The sequence below is a fragment of the Herbidospora solisilvae genome, assembly GCF_009901565.1.
GTDB classification, from domain to species: Bacteria; Actinomycetota; Actinomycetes; order Streptosporangiales; family Streptosporangiaceae; genus Herbidospora; species Herbidospora solisilvae.
In genome coordinates this window covers 281753-298269 of record NZ_WXEW01000002.1, presented here as the reverse complement: position 1 = coordinate 298269, position 16517 = coordinate 281753, and the positions used below count along the sequence as shown (strand labels likewise).

The following is a 16517-nucleotide window of genomic DNA, read 5'->3' as shown; positions in this document are numbered from 1 at the left end:
AGGCGTGACCGACGACCTGTTTCTTCGAATGGTCAGCCACAGACAGAATTCGGCCTGGTGGTACGGCGCTCACCGCATCGCCTGGGATCAGTACCCCACCAGGCAGGCAGCGGAGATCGCCGAGTACCGCGCCATCCGCGACCTTGTCCCGTTGCACAATGTGCGCGATAACGGCCGGCGAGCATTCGCGGCCCGAATGGACATCGCAGACCATACGACGGGACATGTGGAAGCGACTTGGGCAGACGCTCCGCGCAGCGCGCGTCGCACTCAGAAGTCAGTCGCCGCCAATGCCCACGTAGAGCCCGCCGAGTACCGCGCACTGGAACAGGGCGAGTCGACGTCGTTCAGGCGGGAACTCCGGCTCGGAGTCGAATACGCCCTACGCCGGCGTGAAGGATCTGTCGAAGCGGTCCTCTCCGGAGGCGAGCCAGCGCCTATCACGGACGAGGAGTGGGGCGGACGTCTTCGCCAGGCCCATGACGCCATCGCGATCGAGGATCGAATTTGATGCGCCTCTCCGACGCCGCGGCCGCCAGGGAACCGACATCGCTTCCTTCCGTCGAGACTGCGAGCCGAGAACAAGTCCGACAACTGCGGTCACGACCATCTCGGCGTGCAGTTCGGGATCGCATGCAGGTCAGGGGTTCGCGCAACTCCGGTCTCCGGAAACGCCCACGAAGAAGGACATCCTGTCAACGACGTGGCGCCCTTTACCTCTGTGACCTGCGTCTGCATTGGGGCTCAAGCGCCCACCAAGTTGCGTGGAAGTGATCCCCAAGGGCCCCCCTGTCTACTGAGATCCGTCAACAAGGACACCTCGACAACAGGAGATCCCCATGCGCACGCTCAAGCGCGCCGCCGCCCTCGCCGCCACCGCCGCTGTCACCCTCACCACCTTCGCCGTCCTCGCGGCCCCCGCCAACGCCCAGCGCGGCGAGTGGTACCCCTGCACGATCGACGGCAAGCCGATGTGGTGCATGGACGTCTAAACGGCCGAGCCTCCGGCGATCCGGACAAACCAGCGTTTCGCCACTTGAACCGATCGTCGGTTGGCTGCAGACACGAGCCCCGTCCCAACTCGCGCTTGGGTCGGGGCTCGCCGTTTGTACTCTGCCGCGACCAGGGAGCTCCCGCGAATCGCGGGGAGTTCGATGTGAGGCCGGGTGGGTCGCCGGTGTCGGTGCGGACGGTCACGAAGTGGTCGGCGGCGGTGCGCAGCTCGGGCTTCTCGTCCTCGTCGGTCATGAAGCTGTACCGGACTGCGCGCTTCTCGACCCTCGAACCGGATGCCGCCCGTGATCAGGAACGTCGTCGATGTTGTCGGTGCCGCCGGGGATCACGGTCCCGAGGCCGTGCCAGGCCGGGGTGGAGGTGTAGAGCTCGGCCTGCCCCAGGGTGGTGTCGAGGCCGTCCTTGCCCCGGTATTCGGCGCGGTCCCACGATGCGGTGCGGCGGACGCCCTCCCGGGGAATCAGTCAGAGAAGGACCGGACAGTCAGGGGTCCAGCGCATTGCGTTGTTGCCGTGGTAGCTGGACTCGTCCATGTCGGCGATCTCGGCCCTGATGCGAGCGAGAGCAGCGCGCTCCCGGGCGTCCTCACTCGGGACGGCGCGGAAGGCCTCAGGCAGGACCGTCAAGGATCGATGCGGTCGACGCGGAATGCGCGGATCGCGGAACGCAGCCGGTCGTAGGCGCGGACGCCGGCGTGCCCGGCGTCGGAGTAGCTGATGGCGTGCGGCTCGATCACTCGGGTGGTCCAGTCGCCGTTCCCGGCAACGTAGGTGATCATCACCAAGGCGCTGGTCCCGGATCGCCGCCTCAAGCTGGTCGACCGGATCGCCCTCGGAGACAGGCATGATGCTCGTCGACAGGACGTGGCGGGTGCCGTCGCAGCAGTGGCGTCGTCTACTACCTGCGTGACCGCGCCGCGCGTTTGAACAGGCCCGGCGGGCAAGAGGGTGACGACCCGCGACAGAGTGGTAGCACTTTTGCGCACCCTTAGACCACATGTGGTTGAACTCGTGATGTCGCCGGGTGGCCTAGGTGGGCCTGATTGTCGGGCCGGTCTCGGCGAGGCGGCCGTCTATGACCGCACCGCTGGCCGCCGCTGATTACCTGGTGCGCTCAGTGCGGTCGTCGTACTCTTCGCGGGCGGTGATGACTTCTTCGATGTGCAGCACGGACCACTCCGTAAGCGCCTTCAGCGGTTCCCGTAGCGTCTGGCCGAGCGCGGTCAGCTCATACTCCACGTGCGGCGGCACCTCTGGGTAGACGGTCCGGCTGACCAGCCCGTCGCGTTCGAGGGTGCGCAGCGTCTGGGTGAGCATCTTCTCGCTCACGCCCGCCAGCGCCTGCCGGAGATGACCGAACCGGGAGGTCCCGTTCCGGCCGAGTTCGCCCAGTACGAGGACCGCCCACTTGCTGCCGATCTGGTCGAGCAGGTCCCGCGACGGGCAGCCGCGCTCGTACGGATCGAATGACGGCATGGGCCCGGTCGCATTCTCGACAGCAGCCATACGGCTCACCTCAATGCTTTCGCTGCGGTAAGTACCCTACCAAGAAGTGGCTACTCCCCAACAGAGAGTGTGCAGGTCATTCTGTGTTCCATCCTGTGGCGGACGGACCGCGGCAGGCGTGCGAGGCACGCGCGGAAGGAAGGAATGACCATCATGCCGATCGTCGTCACTGGAGCCACCGGCCAGCTGGGCAGGCTCACCGTCGAGGCACTGCTGCGGCGCGGGATCCCGGCCGCGGACATCATCGCGACCGGCCGGGACATCGCCGGGATCAAGGATTTGGCCGACCGAGGCATCACCGTACGCCGCGCCGACTTCGCGGACACGGACGGCCTGGCCGAGGCATTCGCGGGAGCGGACAGGCTGCTGCTGATCTCGGCCTCGGTCCCCGTGGGCGAGCGGGTCGCCAACCACCGCCGCGTGATCGACGCCGCGGCATCCGCAGGCGTGTCGCTAGTGGCGTACACGAGCACGACGCACGCGGACACGGCCACCACCGTCATCGGTGCCACGCACCGCGAGACCGAGGCGTATCTGCGGGACCGCGGAATCCCCAGCGTGCTGCTGCGCAACGGCTGGTACTTGGAGAACTACACCAGCCAACTGCCGCAGATCCTGCAGAACGGCGCGGTCGTCGGCGCCGCAGGCGAGGGGCGGATCAGCGCCGCGTCCCGCGCCGACTACGCCGAGGCCGCAGCGGTCGTCCTCACCACTGAAGGCCACACCGGCGCCGTGTACGAGCTCGGCGGCGACGAGTCCTTCACCCCGACCGAGCTCGCCGCCGCGATCTCCGCTGCGGCCGGAAAGCGGGTTACCTACGCTGACCTCCCGGTGGCCGACTTCGCCCAGGTACTGGGCGCCGCGGGCCTACCCGCCGAGCTGGCGGAGGTCCTCGCTGACGCTGACCGCGGTATGAACCGCGGCGAGATGTACACCGACTCTGGCGACTTGCGCCGCCTGATCGGCCGCCCGCCCGTGACCCTGGCCGAGGCACTCGCGGCCGCCCCGCATTACTGAGGTTGAACTCGTGATGTGGCCGGGTTGCTCAGGTAGGTCCTGATTGCCAGGCCGGTCTCGGCGAGGCAGCCGTCTATGAGTTCGCTGCGTGGATGTGCCGTAGGCCGCGCCGGATGCGCTGGACGAGGTGTTCAGGGGTACTGAAAGCGACGATGGAGAGCCGGCCGCGTCGCAGGAGGGAACCAGATCCCCTCGACCGGGTTGAGGTCGGGTGCGTAGGGCGGCAGATAGTAGATGGTCAGCCAGTCCCGGGCCTCGGCGAACTTTTGCAGGTCGGCGGCCTTGTGGACGTTGAGGTCGTCCCAGACGAGAACGATCGGGCCACCGAGCTGCTGGTGTGCTGCGATCAACAGGTCCCGGTAGTCGCGCCAGGAGAAGTTCTTGCGCCCATCGCGACGGCCGTCGTCATGGCGGGGCCGGTAGATGAGCCTGGAGCGGCGACCGGGTTCGTAGCAGGTCAGCGCGGCGATGGAGATCCGTCTGCGGGAGCGGCCGCGGACCCGCGCCACCGGGGTCCGGCCGCGCTGTGACCAGGTCGTCGCGTGCGGCGGCGTCATGGAGAATCCGGCTTCGTCCTTGAAGACGAGCCAGGCTCCACGGGCCGCCGCGAGTCTTCCGTGCAGGGCCACACCTTCTTGACCCTCCCGGCCACCACCCCGTCGTCCCGCTCCATGGCCCGTCGGGCCGGGACCTGCCAGGACCAGCCGTTACGCGCCAGCGGTTTCCGCACGCCCTGGATCGTGTAGGCCATGTGAAAGCGCCGACCGATCACCGTCTTCCCTTCTGCCGGACGGACTGCCAGACGCAGATGGCGAGCTGCTCGTTCCCCCGCCGGATTCGGCTCGGCACCCGGCCGAAGGCGACTTCGCGGAGACGACCATCGGACGCGAATGCGGCCCTCGCCAACGAGGCGAGGGCCGCTATCAGGGCTGACTAGTGCTTCTTGTCCTTGTAGGACGGCTGCGTCTGCACGTTGAAGTCGTCCATCTTCACGCTGTTGGCCTGGTTCGTACGGGGGTCGTTGATCTTGAGCACATCGAAGCCCCGGGTGAACTCGGAACCGTAGATGTAACCGTTGTAGTAGTAGGCCGACCAGTAACCGTCGCCGAGGTTCTCACCGGGACCGCGCTCGAAGTAGCCGATCTCGTGCGGGTTGGCGGAGTCGGTGAAGTCCCAGATCGAGACGCCTCCCTGGTACCAGGCCTGAACCATGATGTCGCGGCCCTTGACCGGGATCAGCGAGCCGTTGTGGGCCACGCAGTTCTCGGTGTCGGCCTGGTGGCGGGCGATCTTGAAGTAGCTGCGGAAGGTCATCTGACCGTCCGCGATGTCGAAGATGGCGTCCGCGCCGCGGTTCGGTCCGATCGCCTCGTTGCAGGTGGCGGCGCTGCCGCCGCCCAGCTCGTCGGTGAAGATGACCTTGTCGCCCTCGTTGTTGAACGTGGCCGAGTGCCAGAAGGCGAAGTTCTCGTCGTCACGGACGACGTCGAGAACGGCGGGGGCCTCCGGGTTGCGGATGTCCAGCAGGATGCCCTCGCCCATGCACGCGCCCGCCGCGACGCCCTTCTCCGGGTACGCGGTGATGTCGTGGCAGCCGCTGGTGGCCGACGTGCGGTAGGGGTAGGGGAGGTTCTCGCCCGGGTTGCCACCGTCCGGGAACAGGTTCGGCGTGGCGACGACCGAGGCGGCGGTCGGGTCGTTCAGCGGCACCTTGACGATCGAGATCAGGTCATGGGGCGGCTGGCAGTCCGGGAAAGACGCCGACGGGCTGTAGCTGGAGATGTACAGGTAGACGCTCGCCTTGTCCGTGCCGGGGACGAGCGTGTGGGTGTGCGAACCGCAGTTGGTCTCGATCGACTTGACGTAGCGCGGGTTGGCCTTGTCGCTGATGTCGAAGACCCGGATGCCCTCCCACGACGCCTTGTTCGCGGCCGACTGGCTCACGCTGGTGCAGGAGTCGTCGCTGCGGGAAGAGTCGACGGAACCGAACAGCAGGTTGCCGTAGACGGAGATGTCCATCTGCGACCCGGGACACAGCACCGAGCTGACCAGCTTCGGCTTCTTCGGGTGCTTGATGTCGTAGACGGAGAAGCCACCGTAGTTGCCGACGTAGGCATAGTCGCCCTGGAAGGCGATGTCGGTGTTGATGGTGGTGAGCAGGGAGTCGGGTCGCGGCAGGTTCGCGACGTGCTGAACGTTATCGCTCATGTCGATAGCGCCAGGGGGCAGGATGTCAGCGGCCTGAGCCGGTGTCGTGGAGAGCGTAAGCGCTCCGGCGGCACCGAGCACGGCGAGTAAACGCCCAACTCTGCGGAGGGGGGACATTGAGGGAACCTCCGGGTAAAAGGTGGAAAACACCCCTTATGGTTTCTTTACTCAGGCTCTCAAGCAAGTCGTCAATATGTCACATATTTCCTACGATCCGTCTCCTTTACTGTCACAAGCCCAGGCCGTAGGTTCCTCGGGAGGACCGAAAGGGGGACGGGTGCGCACATCTCCCCTCATCATGACCAGGCACAATCGCTCCGCGACCACAGCCGGAAGGACCGAAATGCGCAGAGCTCCTGCCGTCATCACGAGCCGCGTTCCCGCCCCGAGCGCCGATCCCCATGTGCTCAGAGCTCTCCCGCTCCGCCAGGCCGGGACCACCGCGGTCAAAGCTCTCCTGAGCATCGCGGGGGCCACCCTGCTCTTGACCGGCTGCTCGTCTCCCACCGACCCGGCCAAGGTCATCACCGACGCCCCGGTCATCGTCCCCGGCAAACCGGGCGAGGTCGCCGCCACCCTCACACCCGGCCAGACCTTCGCCCCCCTGCCCTCCCCCACGATCAACGCCACCGACGTCCGCTATGTCCAGGACATGATCGTCCACCACCGCCAAGCCCTCGAAATGGCCGCGCTGGCCCCCGACCGCGCCCAATCCCCCCGCCTGAAGTCCCTGGCCGACCGCATCTACGACGCCCAGGGCCCCGAGATCAAGGCCATGACCACCTGGCTAGAAGAAGAGGGTCTGCGCGAACCCGACCACCACGCCGACCACGCCACGATGCCCGGCATGGCCACCCCCGCCCAGCTCACCGACCTCCGCAACGCCAAGGGGGAATCCTTCGACACCCTCTTCGTCACCCTGATGATCGCCCACCACAAGGGCGCCATCACCATGGCCGAAACCCAATTGATCAACGGCTCCCACGACCGCGTCCTCACCTGGGCCCAGGACGTCGTCGCCGAGCAGAGCGCCGAGATCACCCGCCTCCAACGCCTGCTCGGCTAGAAGACCGCTGAAGATCTGGGTGGCGTGTGGCGCCCTGCACCTGTGCTGACCTCGGTTCCTCAGACGGGTGCGGAGACCGATGTCCAGGTCCCGCTCGTGCGAGAAGCGCGGCGGCGCGGGGGTGGAGCCAGGCGTTGTTCGCCGGTTGCCCCGTGCGACGATCCAGGCGCTCTCGGCCCGGTGATGCGGTCGTCATCACGATCGCCGAACGCCTCGGGTTGAGGGAGTCGCCACCGTCGGCCAAAGGCACTTCAGGGTGGTCCGGCCGCGCCATGTCGAGGCGTTCACGCTGCTTCCCGCCCCCTCGCGCTCCCCCCGGCCGCTACGCGTCCTGACGTCGCTTCCGCTCCGGGTCGCTGCGCTTCGGGCGACGGGCGCTCGCAGTGACGGACGAAGTTCGGGGATCTACTGTCACTTCGCATCGGTGACGTGACACCGGTCAACGGGGAGCACGTCCACCGCGTCTTCCCCCATGTGTCCAATCGCTGGCTTGAGATCATGTTCCTCGCCATAGCCCTGATCGGTCTCGTGGCCCTCGTGGCCTTGGTGGTCGCCGGATTGGGGGTCATCTTCCGCTCTACGACACCGACCGTCGAGCCCGGTCCCGTCCTCGTTTCCACACCCCCACCGGATCAGCAGCGCCGCTGAGGAGGCTCTCCTAAGTCGCAGGCGTCATGATCCGCTCCGTCTCTTGAGACGGAGAACGACAGGGCCCTGTCACCGGGGACGTTTGCCCTTTCCTTTACGGCTGGCCGGCACGGCCTTGCCGCGGGAGCCGTTCTGGGCGGGTTTCCGCGCCTGCCGTTGTGCCGGTTTCTCCGCCGGAGCGGCGGCGGCACGCCCCCGGGAGCTGTTCACCGTCCGGCCCCGTACGACGCCGATGAAGTCTTCCACCAGGTCGGTGGTGGCGTCCGTCGGCCAAGCCAGGGCGACCTGGGACTGCGGCACGTCCGTCACCGGCCGGTAGGTGAGATCCCTGCGGTGGTGGAGGCGGGCGAGCGACTGCGGGACCAGGAGAAGGCCGCTGCCGGCGGCCACCAGTTCGATCGCGTCCGCCGTCGTGGCCGGCCGGGTGAACGCGGGCAGGCCAGGGCGGTCGGTCCACTCGATGGTGTCGTCCAGAGGATGGAAGACGTCCTCGTCGGTCAGGTCGGCGACAGACACCTCGTCGGCTGCGGCGACCGCGTGGTCCTTGGGGACGACGACCACCGTGGTCTCCACGTACAGGGGGATCACGCTGAGGCCGTCGCGGTCGACCGGGAGCCGGACGAATCCCGCGTGGGCGCCGCCGTCGCGCAGGAGTCGCACCACCTCGGCCGCGGGGGCGGCGAGCAGGGTGATCGGTACGTCCGGCGTCCTCTCGATCCAGACGTTGACCCATTTCGCGGGGGTCACCCCGGGTGCGTACGCCAGCCGGAACACCCTGCCGGTCTGCCCATCAGTCACCGCCTCAGGGTATCGATGTCCGGCAGACCCGTTCCGACTGACTATTCTCGACGCCATGACCTCGTCCAAGCCGAAGACCGTCCAGACGATGAAGCCCGAGACCGCGGCCAAGAAACTGGACGTCCTGTTGTCGGCCACTCCCGCCGAGTTCCAGGAGGGCGTCGTCTCCAGGGACGAGCTGAACGCGCTGCAGTCCTCGCCTCCGGCCTGGCTGGTCGACCTTCGGCGCAACGGGCCGCATCCCAAGCAGGTCGTCGCCGCGAAGCTCGGGGTCTCCATCTCCGGTCTGATCAGAAGCGGGATCACCGAGCCGCTCACCACCGCCGAGATCGAAGCGCTGAAGGCGGAGAACCCGGCGTGGCTGGAGCACGAGCGGGCCGTCCAGAGGGAGGCCCGCAAGGAGGCACTCCGCCTCAAGCAGCGCTAGTCACCCGTTTCCGGTCGAGCAGGCGGTGTCGGTGGCCGGCAGTTCACCCGTGATGAGGTAGTGGGTGACCGTGGCGTTGAGGCAGGCGTTCCCGTAGTGCGGGAACGGGGCGTGGGTGTGGGCGTCGATCGTGACCAGGCGTGACCCGCGAATGCGCGCGGCCACGGCCCTGCTCACGGACGGCGGCACCGCCACGTCCCGCAGGGCCGCGACGACCAGGGCGGCCGGCGCGCTGTTGCCGTCGAGTCGCACCGTTTCGTCCTTGGCGGGCGGCCAGAACGCGCAGGGGTTGATGTTGGCGTTGCCAGGGCCGAACAGCGGGTGGCGGTTCCGCTCGGCGGCGATGTCGCGCAGGTAGACGCGCGGGTCACGCGGCCAGGGGGCGTCGGCGCAGCGGTAGGCGATGTTGGTGGCGGTGTGGTGGTCGGCGGGCACGCCGGGCACGCCCTCGGGCCGCGGAGGGCGGATGGGGAACGGCAGGAAGGGCTCCCGTCCGGCCGCGACGGCGGCGAAGGCCGCGGCGACGACGCCGAAGGCGCGCTCGTCGTAGATCCCGGCCACCAGCAGGGCGCCCAGCTCGCCGACGGTCCAGGCGTGCGCGCCGATGACGATGGGCGCTCGGGCGGCCCGGTCGAGGATCCCGGTGAGCGTGGCGTGCACCTCGGCGGTGGTCTCCCCCAGGCCGTATTCGGCGTGCCGGGCGGCGGCCCAGGCGGCGAGGGCCACCGTTCCCTGCTCGAACGCGGGAGTGCGGCCCATCTCGTAGGGCCGCCAGATCGTGTCCGCGTTCACCGGGCTGTCCAGGACGAACCGGTCCACGCGGTGCGGGAACAGCGTGCCGTAGACGGTGCCGAGCAGGCCCGCGTACGAGCCTCCCAGGTAGGAGATCTTCTCCTCGCCGAGGGCCGCGCGGATGAGGTCCATGTCGCGGGCGGCGTTCGCGGTGGTGGCGTGCGGCAGGGCCCAGCCGGAGGCCCGTACGCAGTCTTCGGCGTACCGCCTTGCCTCGGCGGCTTCGGCGGGGAAGCGTCCGGGGGTCGCGGGGCGTACCCAGAACCCGCCGGGCTCCTCCTCGGGTTGCCCGCAGCCGATGGGCGTGCTGCGCTCGACGAATCTCATGTCGAACCCGATCAGGTCATACCGGGCGCGGACCTCGGCGGACAGCGCCGGGGCGAGGCTCACGGGCAGCGGGACGCCGGGGCCGCCGGGTCCGCCGCCGGTCGTGAGCAGAACGCCCCGGCGCCGCGCCGGGTCGGTGGCGGGCAGCCGGGAGATGACGACGGAGATGGTGCGGCCGCGCCGGCGGCTGTGGTCGAGGGGGACGGTGACCCGTGCGCAGCGCAGGTCCGGCGTGCTCACTCCGGCGCACGCCTCCCACCGCAGCCCCTTGCCGCCGGTGGCGGTGCCGGGTGCGGCGACCGCGGGGGCGGCCAGGGTCGCGGCGGCGGCCGGTGCGAGCGCGGCGGCCGTCACGGCACGGACGAGGCGCGCGAACCGCCCCCGCCCGCGTGCCCGCGCCTCGCCCGGCACGGTGCGGCGGTGTGTCACCGAAGCCCCGGCGTCCCGGGAGGCGAGGGGCTGGGTCACCCGGGGTGGGCGGGCGCCGTCCGTGGAGTCGTCCGTCATGCCGTCACTCTCCGTCCTTCGTGCGTGCACGTCCGCGCGGTGCTATCGGGTGGTGCAGACCGTGCCGTTGATCCGGAAGACCGTGGGCGAGGGGTAGGCGCCCTCGTTGGCGCCGACGAAGCCGGCCGTGACCGAGCCGCCCGCCGGGATGGTCGCGTTCTCCGGAGCCGGGGTGAACTCCACGTCCTGGGAGCCGGTCGTCCAGGTGCCGCCCCACCCGCTGCCGACCCGCTCTCCGGACACGGGGAAGCGGAACGCCAGCCGCCAGCCGGTGAGGTCGGCGGCCGCGCGGTTGGTGACGGTGACCTCGGCGCGGAACCCGCGCCCCCATCCCTGCGTCACCCGGTAGCGGACGGCGCAGGCGCTGTCGGCGGGGGTGGGCACGGTGAAGGTGACCGGTGCGGAGGGGCGGGAGGTCCGGCCGGCGTGGTCGCGGGCCAGCACGTTGACGGTGACGGTCTCGCCGGGCGCGAGGCCGGTCAGGGGCAGTGAGGTGCGGCGGGTGACGCCGAGCAGACGGGCCTGCGCGCCCACCTGCCGGTACACCTCGTATCTGTCCGCCCGCGGCCCGGAGGAGGGCCAGCTGACGGTGGTCCCGGCCGCGGTCGGCGGTCCCGGCGCGGGCGGTCCGGCCTGGGGGCCCTTCGCGGGTTTCAGGGTCACCGTCATGATCGAATACGGCGGCAGCGTCTGGGCGTCCGGGCGGCCCTGTTCGGACCGGACGATCGCGCCCGCGCCCCGCGTGAACGTGTGGGTGACCGGGGTGCGGCCGTCGGGGACGAAACCTTCGTAGCGGATGCGCACGGGGTAGGCGGTGCCGGGGTCCCGGTTGACCAGCACCACGGCCAGGTCGCCGTCGGCCTGCCACACGGCGTGCGCGGCCACCTCGGGCCGGTCGCCGGCCGCCTTCACCAGCCCGTCTCCGGGGCGGACGGCCGTACCGAGGATCTCGATGCCGTGGTAGGCGGGGAAGGGCGTGTTGGCCGGCGGCTGGCACACCTCCTGCGCGTCCGGACCGCTCTCGGGCGGCGGCGCGCACTGGCCGCTGGAGAGGAGGCCGAAGTCCTGGAAGTCGGGCTCGCCGTCGACCGTCCCCACCTTCTCGACGGCGTTGTGGGTGTTCCACCAGTCCACGGTGAACACGCCGTTCTCCAGCGCGGTCAGGTAGGTGTCGGTGGCGAACAGCGCCGCGGCGTGGACGTTGCGGCCGATGTTGGAGGCCGTCTCGGTGAGCGCGAGCGGCACGTCCCGTCCGGCCAGGGCGACGACGTCGGCGCGTACCTGGGCGAGCATCTCGGCGAGCATCGGCGGCGCGGCGAGCATGCCGGGGACGTCGTCGCCCGGGGTGACGACGCTCGTGCCGGGATACCAGTGCACAGTGAAGAAGTCGATCTCGGGGGCGACGATCGGGATGACGGTGTGATTCCAGTTCGCCGCGTCGCCCTCGGCGACCACGCCGTCCGGCCAGCTGCCGGGGAGCGTGAGCACCGCGCCGATCTTGATGTGCGGATCGGCGGCCTTCATCGCCCGCACGAACTCCAGGGTGGTGCGGGCGTAGGCGGTGGGGCTCTTGTCGGGGTGGTCGTCGGCCTCCCACTGGGCCCCGTAGTGGCCGTTGCCGTACAACTCGTTGCCGATCTCCCAGTACTTCACCCCGTACTTCTTGGTCACGTTGGCGTACCGCACCCAGGCGGCGGCCTCCTGCGGGGTGCCGGTGCCGTAGTTGGCGATGAGCACCGCCTGCGCCCCCGTGGCCTTGACCGTGCCCATGAACCGGTCGAACTCCGTGTTCGGCGCCACGTATCCGCCGGGAGCGGTGTGGGTCTCCCAGTGGTACAGGTCGCCGTAGGACCCGCCCGGGTACCGCACGGCGCCGATGCCGGCCCTGCGGTACAGCCTCACCACCTCGGGGTCGTTCATGCGCGCGTCCCAGATCGCGGCGTTGGCGCCGACGGCGGCCCGGTGGACGGTGCCGAGCCCGGCGCGGGTGTCGACCGTCACGGTGACGGTGTCCGGGGCGGCGGGCGGCGCCTGCCGGACCGCAGCGGTGCCGGTCCCCGCGGACCAGACCGACGCCACGGCGACGGCGAGCGCCGCCGGGAGAACGAAAAGGGCCTTCCGTACGGGCATGGGTCTCCCTGCCGTGAAGGACGGTTCGCGAGCGACACCCGGGGATGCCGGGCCCTGACGATCACCTGGCGGCCGGGCCGTGTCAAGCAGGCGACGCCGGTCCGATCATGCGGGCCTGGTCAGGCGGATCATGCGCCCGTGATCGTTTTCAGGGTGCTTTCATGGCGCGCCGGACTGCAGGGCCGTCGCCGAGCGACGCCGATCAGCACCTCCTACCGGACCCGTCAGAATGGCTCCGGGAGGCGGTGACCATGGGCAAGCTGGTGCGTGACGGGATCCCCGACCTCATCCGCCGGACCGGCGGGGACCCCGAGGTCTCCGTGCTGGACGACGACGCCTACCGGCAGGCCCTCCAGGCCAAACTGGCCGAGGAGGCCGGCGAGCTCGCCGAGGCCGCCGGTGAGGAGGTCGCCGAAGAGCTCGCCGACCTCCTGGAGGTGCTCAGGGCGATCGCCGACGTCCACGGCCATTCATGGCGGCACGTCGAGCAGGTCGCGGATGCGAAACGTGCCCGGCGCGGCGCCTTCGCCGCGCGGCTCTACCTCCACTGAGACGCGAACTCGGCCACCACGCGGGTGAACTCCCCGGGCTGTTCGAGATGGCCCATGTGGCCGCTCTCCTCCAGCACCGCCAGACGCGAACCCGGGATGATCTCGTGGGCCAGGCGTGCCCACCGGGTGCCGCCGAAGAAGTCGTGCACGCCGGAGACGATCAGTGTGGGCACCGCGAGCGAGCGCAGCTCCTCGCGCACGTCGAACGGCGCGGGCTCCTCCCCGCGCATCGGGTCGATGTCACCTATGCCGCTCGGGGGCGCGGGTGGAACAGCCGCAGTCGCCGGACCCGTCCCTCGCGGAGGTGGTGCAGCCACACCAGGCTGGGCGGGCAGTGCGCGGGATCGTCGGGCGGGCTGATCAAGTCGGCCCGCCAGATGCTCAGGTCCGGACCGGCCACCACCTCGACCAGGCGCTGCCGGACCCCCGCGGCCAGATCGGCCTCCATGCCCCGGATGGCGAAGGCGCGGTCGTCGCCTTCCCGTTCGCCGCCCGGTCCGATGAACTCGACGTCGGGCCGCCAGTGTTCCCGCACCACGTCGGCGAACGCGCCGCGCTGGGCGGCCGCCAGGATCTCCTCGGCCTCCCGGCGGCGGGTCCTGGTCAGCGCGGCGGCGTCGTCGTGGGCGAGGTCGGCCGTGTTCGCCAGGGCGGCCGCGAGTTTCGTCCGGGCCTGGCTCAGCCGGCTGCGGACGGTGCCGACGGGCACCTCGCACAACGCGGCGATCTGGTCGTAGGAGGAGACGTCGCTGAAGTAGCGCAGCAGGGCGGCCAGCCGGACGGGTTCGGAGAGGCCGGCCATGGCGTGCCAGACCCAGTCGCGCAGGGCCCGGCGCTCCAGCAGCTCCTCCGGGGTCGGGTCGTGTGACGGCAGGTCGCCGTCCGGGAACGGCACGGGGCTCGCCGCCCGCAGCCGCGCGCGGCAGGCGTTGCGTGTGATCGCCTTCAGCCAGGGGCCCGCGGCGGCCGGGTCGCGCAGGTCGTCGATCCTGCGCACGGCGACGAGCATGGCGTCCTGCACGGCGTCCTCGGCGTCGGGGCCGTGGCCCAGGACGCTCAGCGCGACCGCGTGCATGCCGGCCCGGTGGCGGGAGAGGAGCAGGCCGAGACCGGTCACGTCACCCGCGACGGCGGCCCGCACCAGTTCCTCGTTCGAAAGCGGCACCTTGCCCCCCCTTCAGGCCTCTGACCTGGGCAAGCTTAGGGGGACCGGTGTCCGCGCGAGGAAGGCGGGCGAGCTGGACGTCCGCTCAGTGAGAAGGAAGCGCAGGTAGTGGCGTTCGACGCTCGAACGGCCTGGGCCAAGATCGTACGGAGACGACCATGAGAGGTGCATTCTGCGGCAACGCCGTGTTGGCCTGGGGTTCAGGTGAGGCTCCAAAGCTCTACCGGTCGGGGACACACCGCCTGGCCGTACCGCAGGAGTTACCAATGAGCATTTCTCGTCGCCAGATCTTCACCGGAAGCGCCGCCACCGCCGTCGGCCTCGCCGTCGGGGGCGTGCTGCCGACCCTTGGCGCGACCCCGGCGTCGGCCGCCTCCAGCACCGGGACCGCCGGGCGGCCGCTGCGTCCGTTCCCGCCGCTGAAGGACGACCCCAACGGCATCCTCGCGCTGCCCGAGGGTTTCTCCTACAAGATCGTCACCCGTGAGGGCCTGACCGACATGTCGTTCGGCCAGGGCAAGACGCCCGGCATGCACGACGGCACCGGTGTCGTGGGCATGAAGCACTCCGGCCTGACGTTCATCCTGAACCACGAGTCGGCGCCGCACGCCGTCACGCACGGCGTCCCGCACGTCCCCGGCACCGTCTACGACCCGGGCGCGCCGAACGCGGGCGGCTGCACCGTCGTCACCACCGACCCCGAGGGCAACCTCACCGGCCAGTGGGTCGGCATCTCCGGCACGATCCGCAACTGCGCCGGCGGCGTCACGCCGTGGGGCACCTGGCTGACCTGCGAGGAGTCGTCGAACCGCGCGGGCAGCACCTGGTCGGCCGGCGGCCAGACCGGCACCTACCAGAAGGACCACGGCTACGTCTTCGAGGTCTTCCCCGACCCCTCCGGCGCGCAGCTGCCCAAGCCGATCAAGGCGTTCGGCCGCTTCGACCACGAGGCCCTCGCGGTCGAGCCGAAGCAGCGCCGCGTGTACCTGTCGGAGGACGCCAGCGGCCCCAACGGCCTCTTCTACCGGTGGACGGCCAGCCAGGGCCGCCTGGAGAAGGGCATCGCCGACCAGCTCGGCGACACCGAGGGCACCCTTGAGGCGATGCAGATCCGCCTGGACGACGGCAGCATCGTCCCCGACGTCGCCTACATCACCTCGGCGCAGCTCGGCCGCCCGTTCAACGTGACGTGGGTGCCGGTCCCCGACCGCGACGCGAAGACCACGCCCACCCGCCTCCAGTTCGCCGACGGCACCGTCACCCGCGGCAAGAAGTTCGAGGGCGTGTGGAGCAACGGCGACGGCTGCTACATCGTCAACAGCTACGCCTACGCCACCGCCGACCTGCCCCCGGACGCCGCCAAGCACGACGGCATGGTCTGGTTCTACGACTACAAGGACGAGACCATCACCCTCGTCACGTACTTCCCGCACAACCCCTTCTCCGAGGGCGAGGGCGTGAACCCGAAGTACGCCGACATGACCTTCGACGGCCCCGACAACGTGACCGTCACGCCGTGGGGCACGCTGGTCCTGGCCGAGGACGGCGCCCGCGCCTCCCACGTGCTCAGCTCGGTCCCGGGCGGCCCCACCTACGCGATCGCCCGCAACCAGCTCCAGATCGGCACCAGCAACGGCAACCCGACCTACTCGGAGTTCACCGGCCCGACCTTCTCCCCTGACGGCAAGGTCCTGTTCGTGAACATCCAGACCCCGGGCATCACCCTCGCCATCACCGGCCCCTGGCAGGACTACCTGCGCTGACGCGCGGCCAGATAACGGTCGAACTCGTCGGCGGCGCGGACGCCGTGCGCCATGACGGCGTCGTAGACGTCCGTGCCGCCGACGACGTCGGGGTACTCCGGCCTGGTGTGCCAGAGGTGCTTCAGCCGGAGGATCGCCAGGCGCTGCTCCGGGGTGACCTCCCGGGCGAGCCGTTCGGCCTCGGCCCGGGTGGGCCGGTCGACGGCGTGCAGCCAGACGGTCAGGTCGACCTTCCAGATCCCGCCGGGTGCCTGGTGGCGGCAGACGGCGTAGTGGCGTTCGTCCACGGGGTTCGGCGTGGGCCGGCGGTCGCCGCGCTCGTCGCGGTAGTCGACGGCGACCAGGCCCGGCAGCCCGGCCAGGGCGGTGAGGACGCCGGCGGTGGTGGCGTGCGGGGCGGTGAAGACGACGTCCAGGTCCCGCCAGACCATCAGCCCGGAGACGACGCTCCCCACGGGCTCCGCCGGGCCGAACCCGGCGAACGCGACGTCGAGCCGGAGCGCCTCCAGCACCTTCCGGCCCTCGGCCTGCAGCGCGTCGGCGGTGGCGAGGAGTTCGGCGTCACTGATCACATATGCGGTTATACAGGTCGAGGAGAC

The 16517-nt window shown here is 70.1% G+C and carries 20 protein-coding genes; 8 read left to right on the top strand and 12 right to left on the bottom strand.

The annotated features are described in order from the left end of the window. The first annotated feature begins 4 nt into the window (after positions 1-4). Complete coding sequence (locus tag GT755_RS07120; RefSeq protein WP_161478919.1) at positions 5-511, top strand: hypothetical protein; 507 nt, start codon at positions 5-7, stop codon at positions 509-511. A gap of 328 nt (positions 512-839) precedes the next feature. Continuing rightward, positions 840-992, top strand: coding sequence for a hypothetical protein (locus tag GT755_RS07115; protein WP_161478918.1), 153 nt, complete (start codon positions 840-842; stop codon positions 990-992). 486 nt (positions 993-1478) lie between these two features. Here GT755_RS07115 and GT755_RS07110 read toward each other — a convergent pair whose 3' ends face one another. From GT755_RS07110 to GT755_RS07100, 3 genes are all read right to left on the bottom strand, one after another. Beyond that, positions 1479-1640, bottom strand: a complete 162-nt coding sequence (locus GT755_RS07110) for a hypothetical protein (RefSeq protein WP_161478917.1) — start codon at positions 1638-1640, stop codon at positions 1479-1481. Next, positions 1637-1792, bottom strand: coding sequence for a WYL domain-containing protein (locus GT755_RS07105; protein WP_161478916.1), 156 nt, complete (start codon positions 1790-1792; stop codon positions 1637-1639). The genes GT755_RS07110 and GT755_RS07105 overlap by 4 nt, the downstream gene beginning before the upstream one ends. A 322-nt stretch (positions 1793-2114) precedes the next feature. Further along, positions 2115-2519, bottom strand: a complete 405-nt coding sequence (locus GT755_RS07100) for a winged helix-turn-helix transcriptional regulator (RefSeq protein ID WP_068897377.1) — start codon at positions 2517-2519, stop codon at positions 2115-2117. Between the two features lie 153 nt (positions 2520-2672). Between GT755_RS07100 and GT755_RS07095 the strand changes: the two genes are divergently transcribed. Continuing rightward, positions 2673-3536: an SDR family oxidoreductase gene (locus tag GT755_RS07095; RefSeq protein WP_202609743.1), complete on the top strand. Its 864-nt coding sequence runs from the start codon at positions 2673-2675 to the stop codon at positions 3534-3536. 131 nt (positions 3537-3667) lie between these two features. On the opposite strand, the gene GT755_RS07090 is transcribed toward GT755_RS07095, so the two are convergent. The 3 genes from GT755_RS07090 to GT755_RS07080 form a co-directional block, all read right to left on the bottom strand. Next, positions 3668-4165, bottom strand: coding sequence for a transposase (locus GT755_RS07090; protein WP_328794220.1), 498 nt, complete (start codon positions 4163-4165; stop codon positions 3668-3670). After that, positions 4090-4308 (bottom strand): helix-turn-helix domain-containing protein, encoded by a 219-nt coding sequence (locus GT755_RS41530; protein ID WP_407929401.1) that lies wholly within the window; start codon positions 4306-4308, stop codon positions 4090-4092. The genes GT755_RS07090 and GT755_RS41530 overlap by 76 nt, the downstream gene beginning before the upstream one ends. A gap of 161 nt (positions 4309-4469) precedes the next feature. Beyond that, on the bottom strand, positions 4470-5861 hold the full coding sequence (locus tag GT755_RS07080; protein ID WP_161478913.1) for an LVIVD repeat-containing protein: 1392 nt from the start codon (positions 5859-5861) through the stop codon (positions 4470-4472). A 226-nt stretch (positions 5862-6087) separates the two neighbouring features. On the opposite strand from GT755_RS07080, the gene GT755_RS07075 reads away from it, so the two are divergent. Continuing rightward, positions 6088-6810 carry a DUF305 domain-containing protein gene (locus GT755_RS07075; protein WP_161478912.1) on the top strand — a complete coding sequence of 241 codons (723 nt, stop codon included), beginning with the start codon at positions 6088-6090 and terminating at the stop codon, positions 6808-6810. A 429-nt stretch (positions 6811-7239) separates the two neighbouring features. Further along, a complete protein-coding gene (locus GT755_RS07070; protein WP_161478911.1) occupies positions 7240-7458 on the top strand; it encodes a hypothetical protein in 219 nt (72 codons plus the stop codon). A gap of 69 nt (positions 7459-7527) precedes the next feature. Here the strand turns inward: GT755_RS07070 and GT755_RS07065 are convergent, their stop codons facing one another. Then, entirely contained in the window at positions 7528-8256 is a 729-nt protein-coding gene (locus GT755_RS07065; protein WP_328794218.1) for a LysR family substrate-binding domain-containing protein, read from the bottom strand. Between the two features lie 55 nt (positions 8257-8311). Here GT755_RS07065 and GT755_RS07060 point away from each other — a divergent pair, with 55 nt between their 5' ends. After that, positions 8312-8683, top strand: coding sequence for a DUF5997 family protein (locus tag GT755_RS07060; RefSeq protein WP_161478910.1), 372 nt, complete (start codon positions 8312-8314; stop codon positions 8681-8683). On the opposite strand, the gene GT755_RS07055 is transcribed toward GT755_RS07060, so the two are convergent. Together GT755_RS07055 and GT755_RS07050 are read right to left on the bottom strand one after the other, a co-directional pair. Continuing rightward, on the bottom strand, positions 8684-10309 hold the full coding sequence (locus GT755_RS07055) for an alpha/beta fold hydrolase (protein ID WP_161478909.1): 1626 nt from the start codon (positions 10307-10309) through the stop codon (positions 8684-8686). 42 nt (positions 10310-10351) lie between these two features. Continuing rightward, entirely contained in the window at positions 10352-12439 is a 2088-nt protein-coding gene (locus GT755_RS07050) for a cellulose binding domain-containing protein (RefSeq protein ID WP_161478908.1), read from the bottom strand. A gap of 251 nt (positions 12440-12690) precedes the next feature. Here GT755_RS07050 and GT755_RS07045 point away from each other — a divergent pair, with 251 nt between their 5' ends. After that, complete coding sequence (locus tag GT755_RS07045) at positions 12691-12990, top strand: nucleoside triphosphate pyrophosphohydrolase (protein ID WP_161478907.1); 300 nt, start codon at positions 12691-12693, stop codon at positions 12988-12990. Here GT755_RS07045 and GT755_RS07040 read toward each other — a convergent pair. Together GT755_RS07040 and GT755_RS07035 are read right to left on the bottom strand one after the other, a co-directional pair. Next, positions 12978-13220 (bottom strand): alpha/beta fold hydrolase, encoded by a 243-nt coding sequence (locus GT755_RS07040; RefSeq protein ID WP_161478906.1) that lies wholly within the window; start codon positions 13218-13220, stop codon positions 12978-12980. The genes GT755_RS07045 and GT755_RS07040 overlap by 13 nt on opposite strands. 14 nt (positions 13221-13234) lie before the next feature. Further along, the gene (locus GT755_RS07035; RefSeq protein ID WP_202609740.1) at positions 13235-14155 is read right to left on the bottom strand and encodes an RNA polymerase sigma factor; all 921 of its coding nucleotides are present in this window, start codon (positions 14153-14155) and stop codon (positions 13235-13237) included. A 266-nt stretch (positions 14156-14421) separates the two neighbouring features. On the opposite strand from GT755_RS07035, the gene GT755_RS07030 reads away from it, so the two are divergent. Then, positions 14422-15918 carry an alkaline phosphatase PhoX gene (locus GT755_RS07030; protein ID WP_161478905.1) on the top strand — a complete coding sequence of 499 codons (1497 nt, stop codon included), beginning with the start codon at positions 14422-14424 and terminating at the stop codon, positions 15916-15918. On the opposite strand, the gene GT755_RS07025 is transcribed toward GT755_RS07030, so the two are convergent. Beyond that, complete coding sequence (locus GT755_RS07025; RefSeq protein WP_161478904.1) at positions 15906-16490, bottom strand: hypothetical protein; 585 nt, start codon at positions 16488-16490, stop codon at positions 15906-15908. The genes GT755_RS07030 and GT755_RS07025 overlap by 13 nt on opposite strands. Positions 16491-16517: the final 27 nt, after the last annotated feature.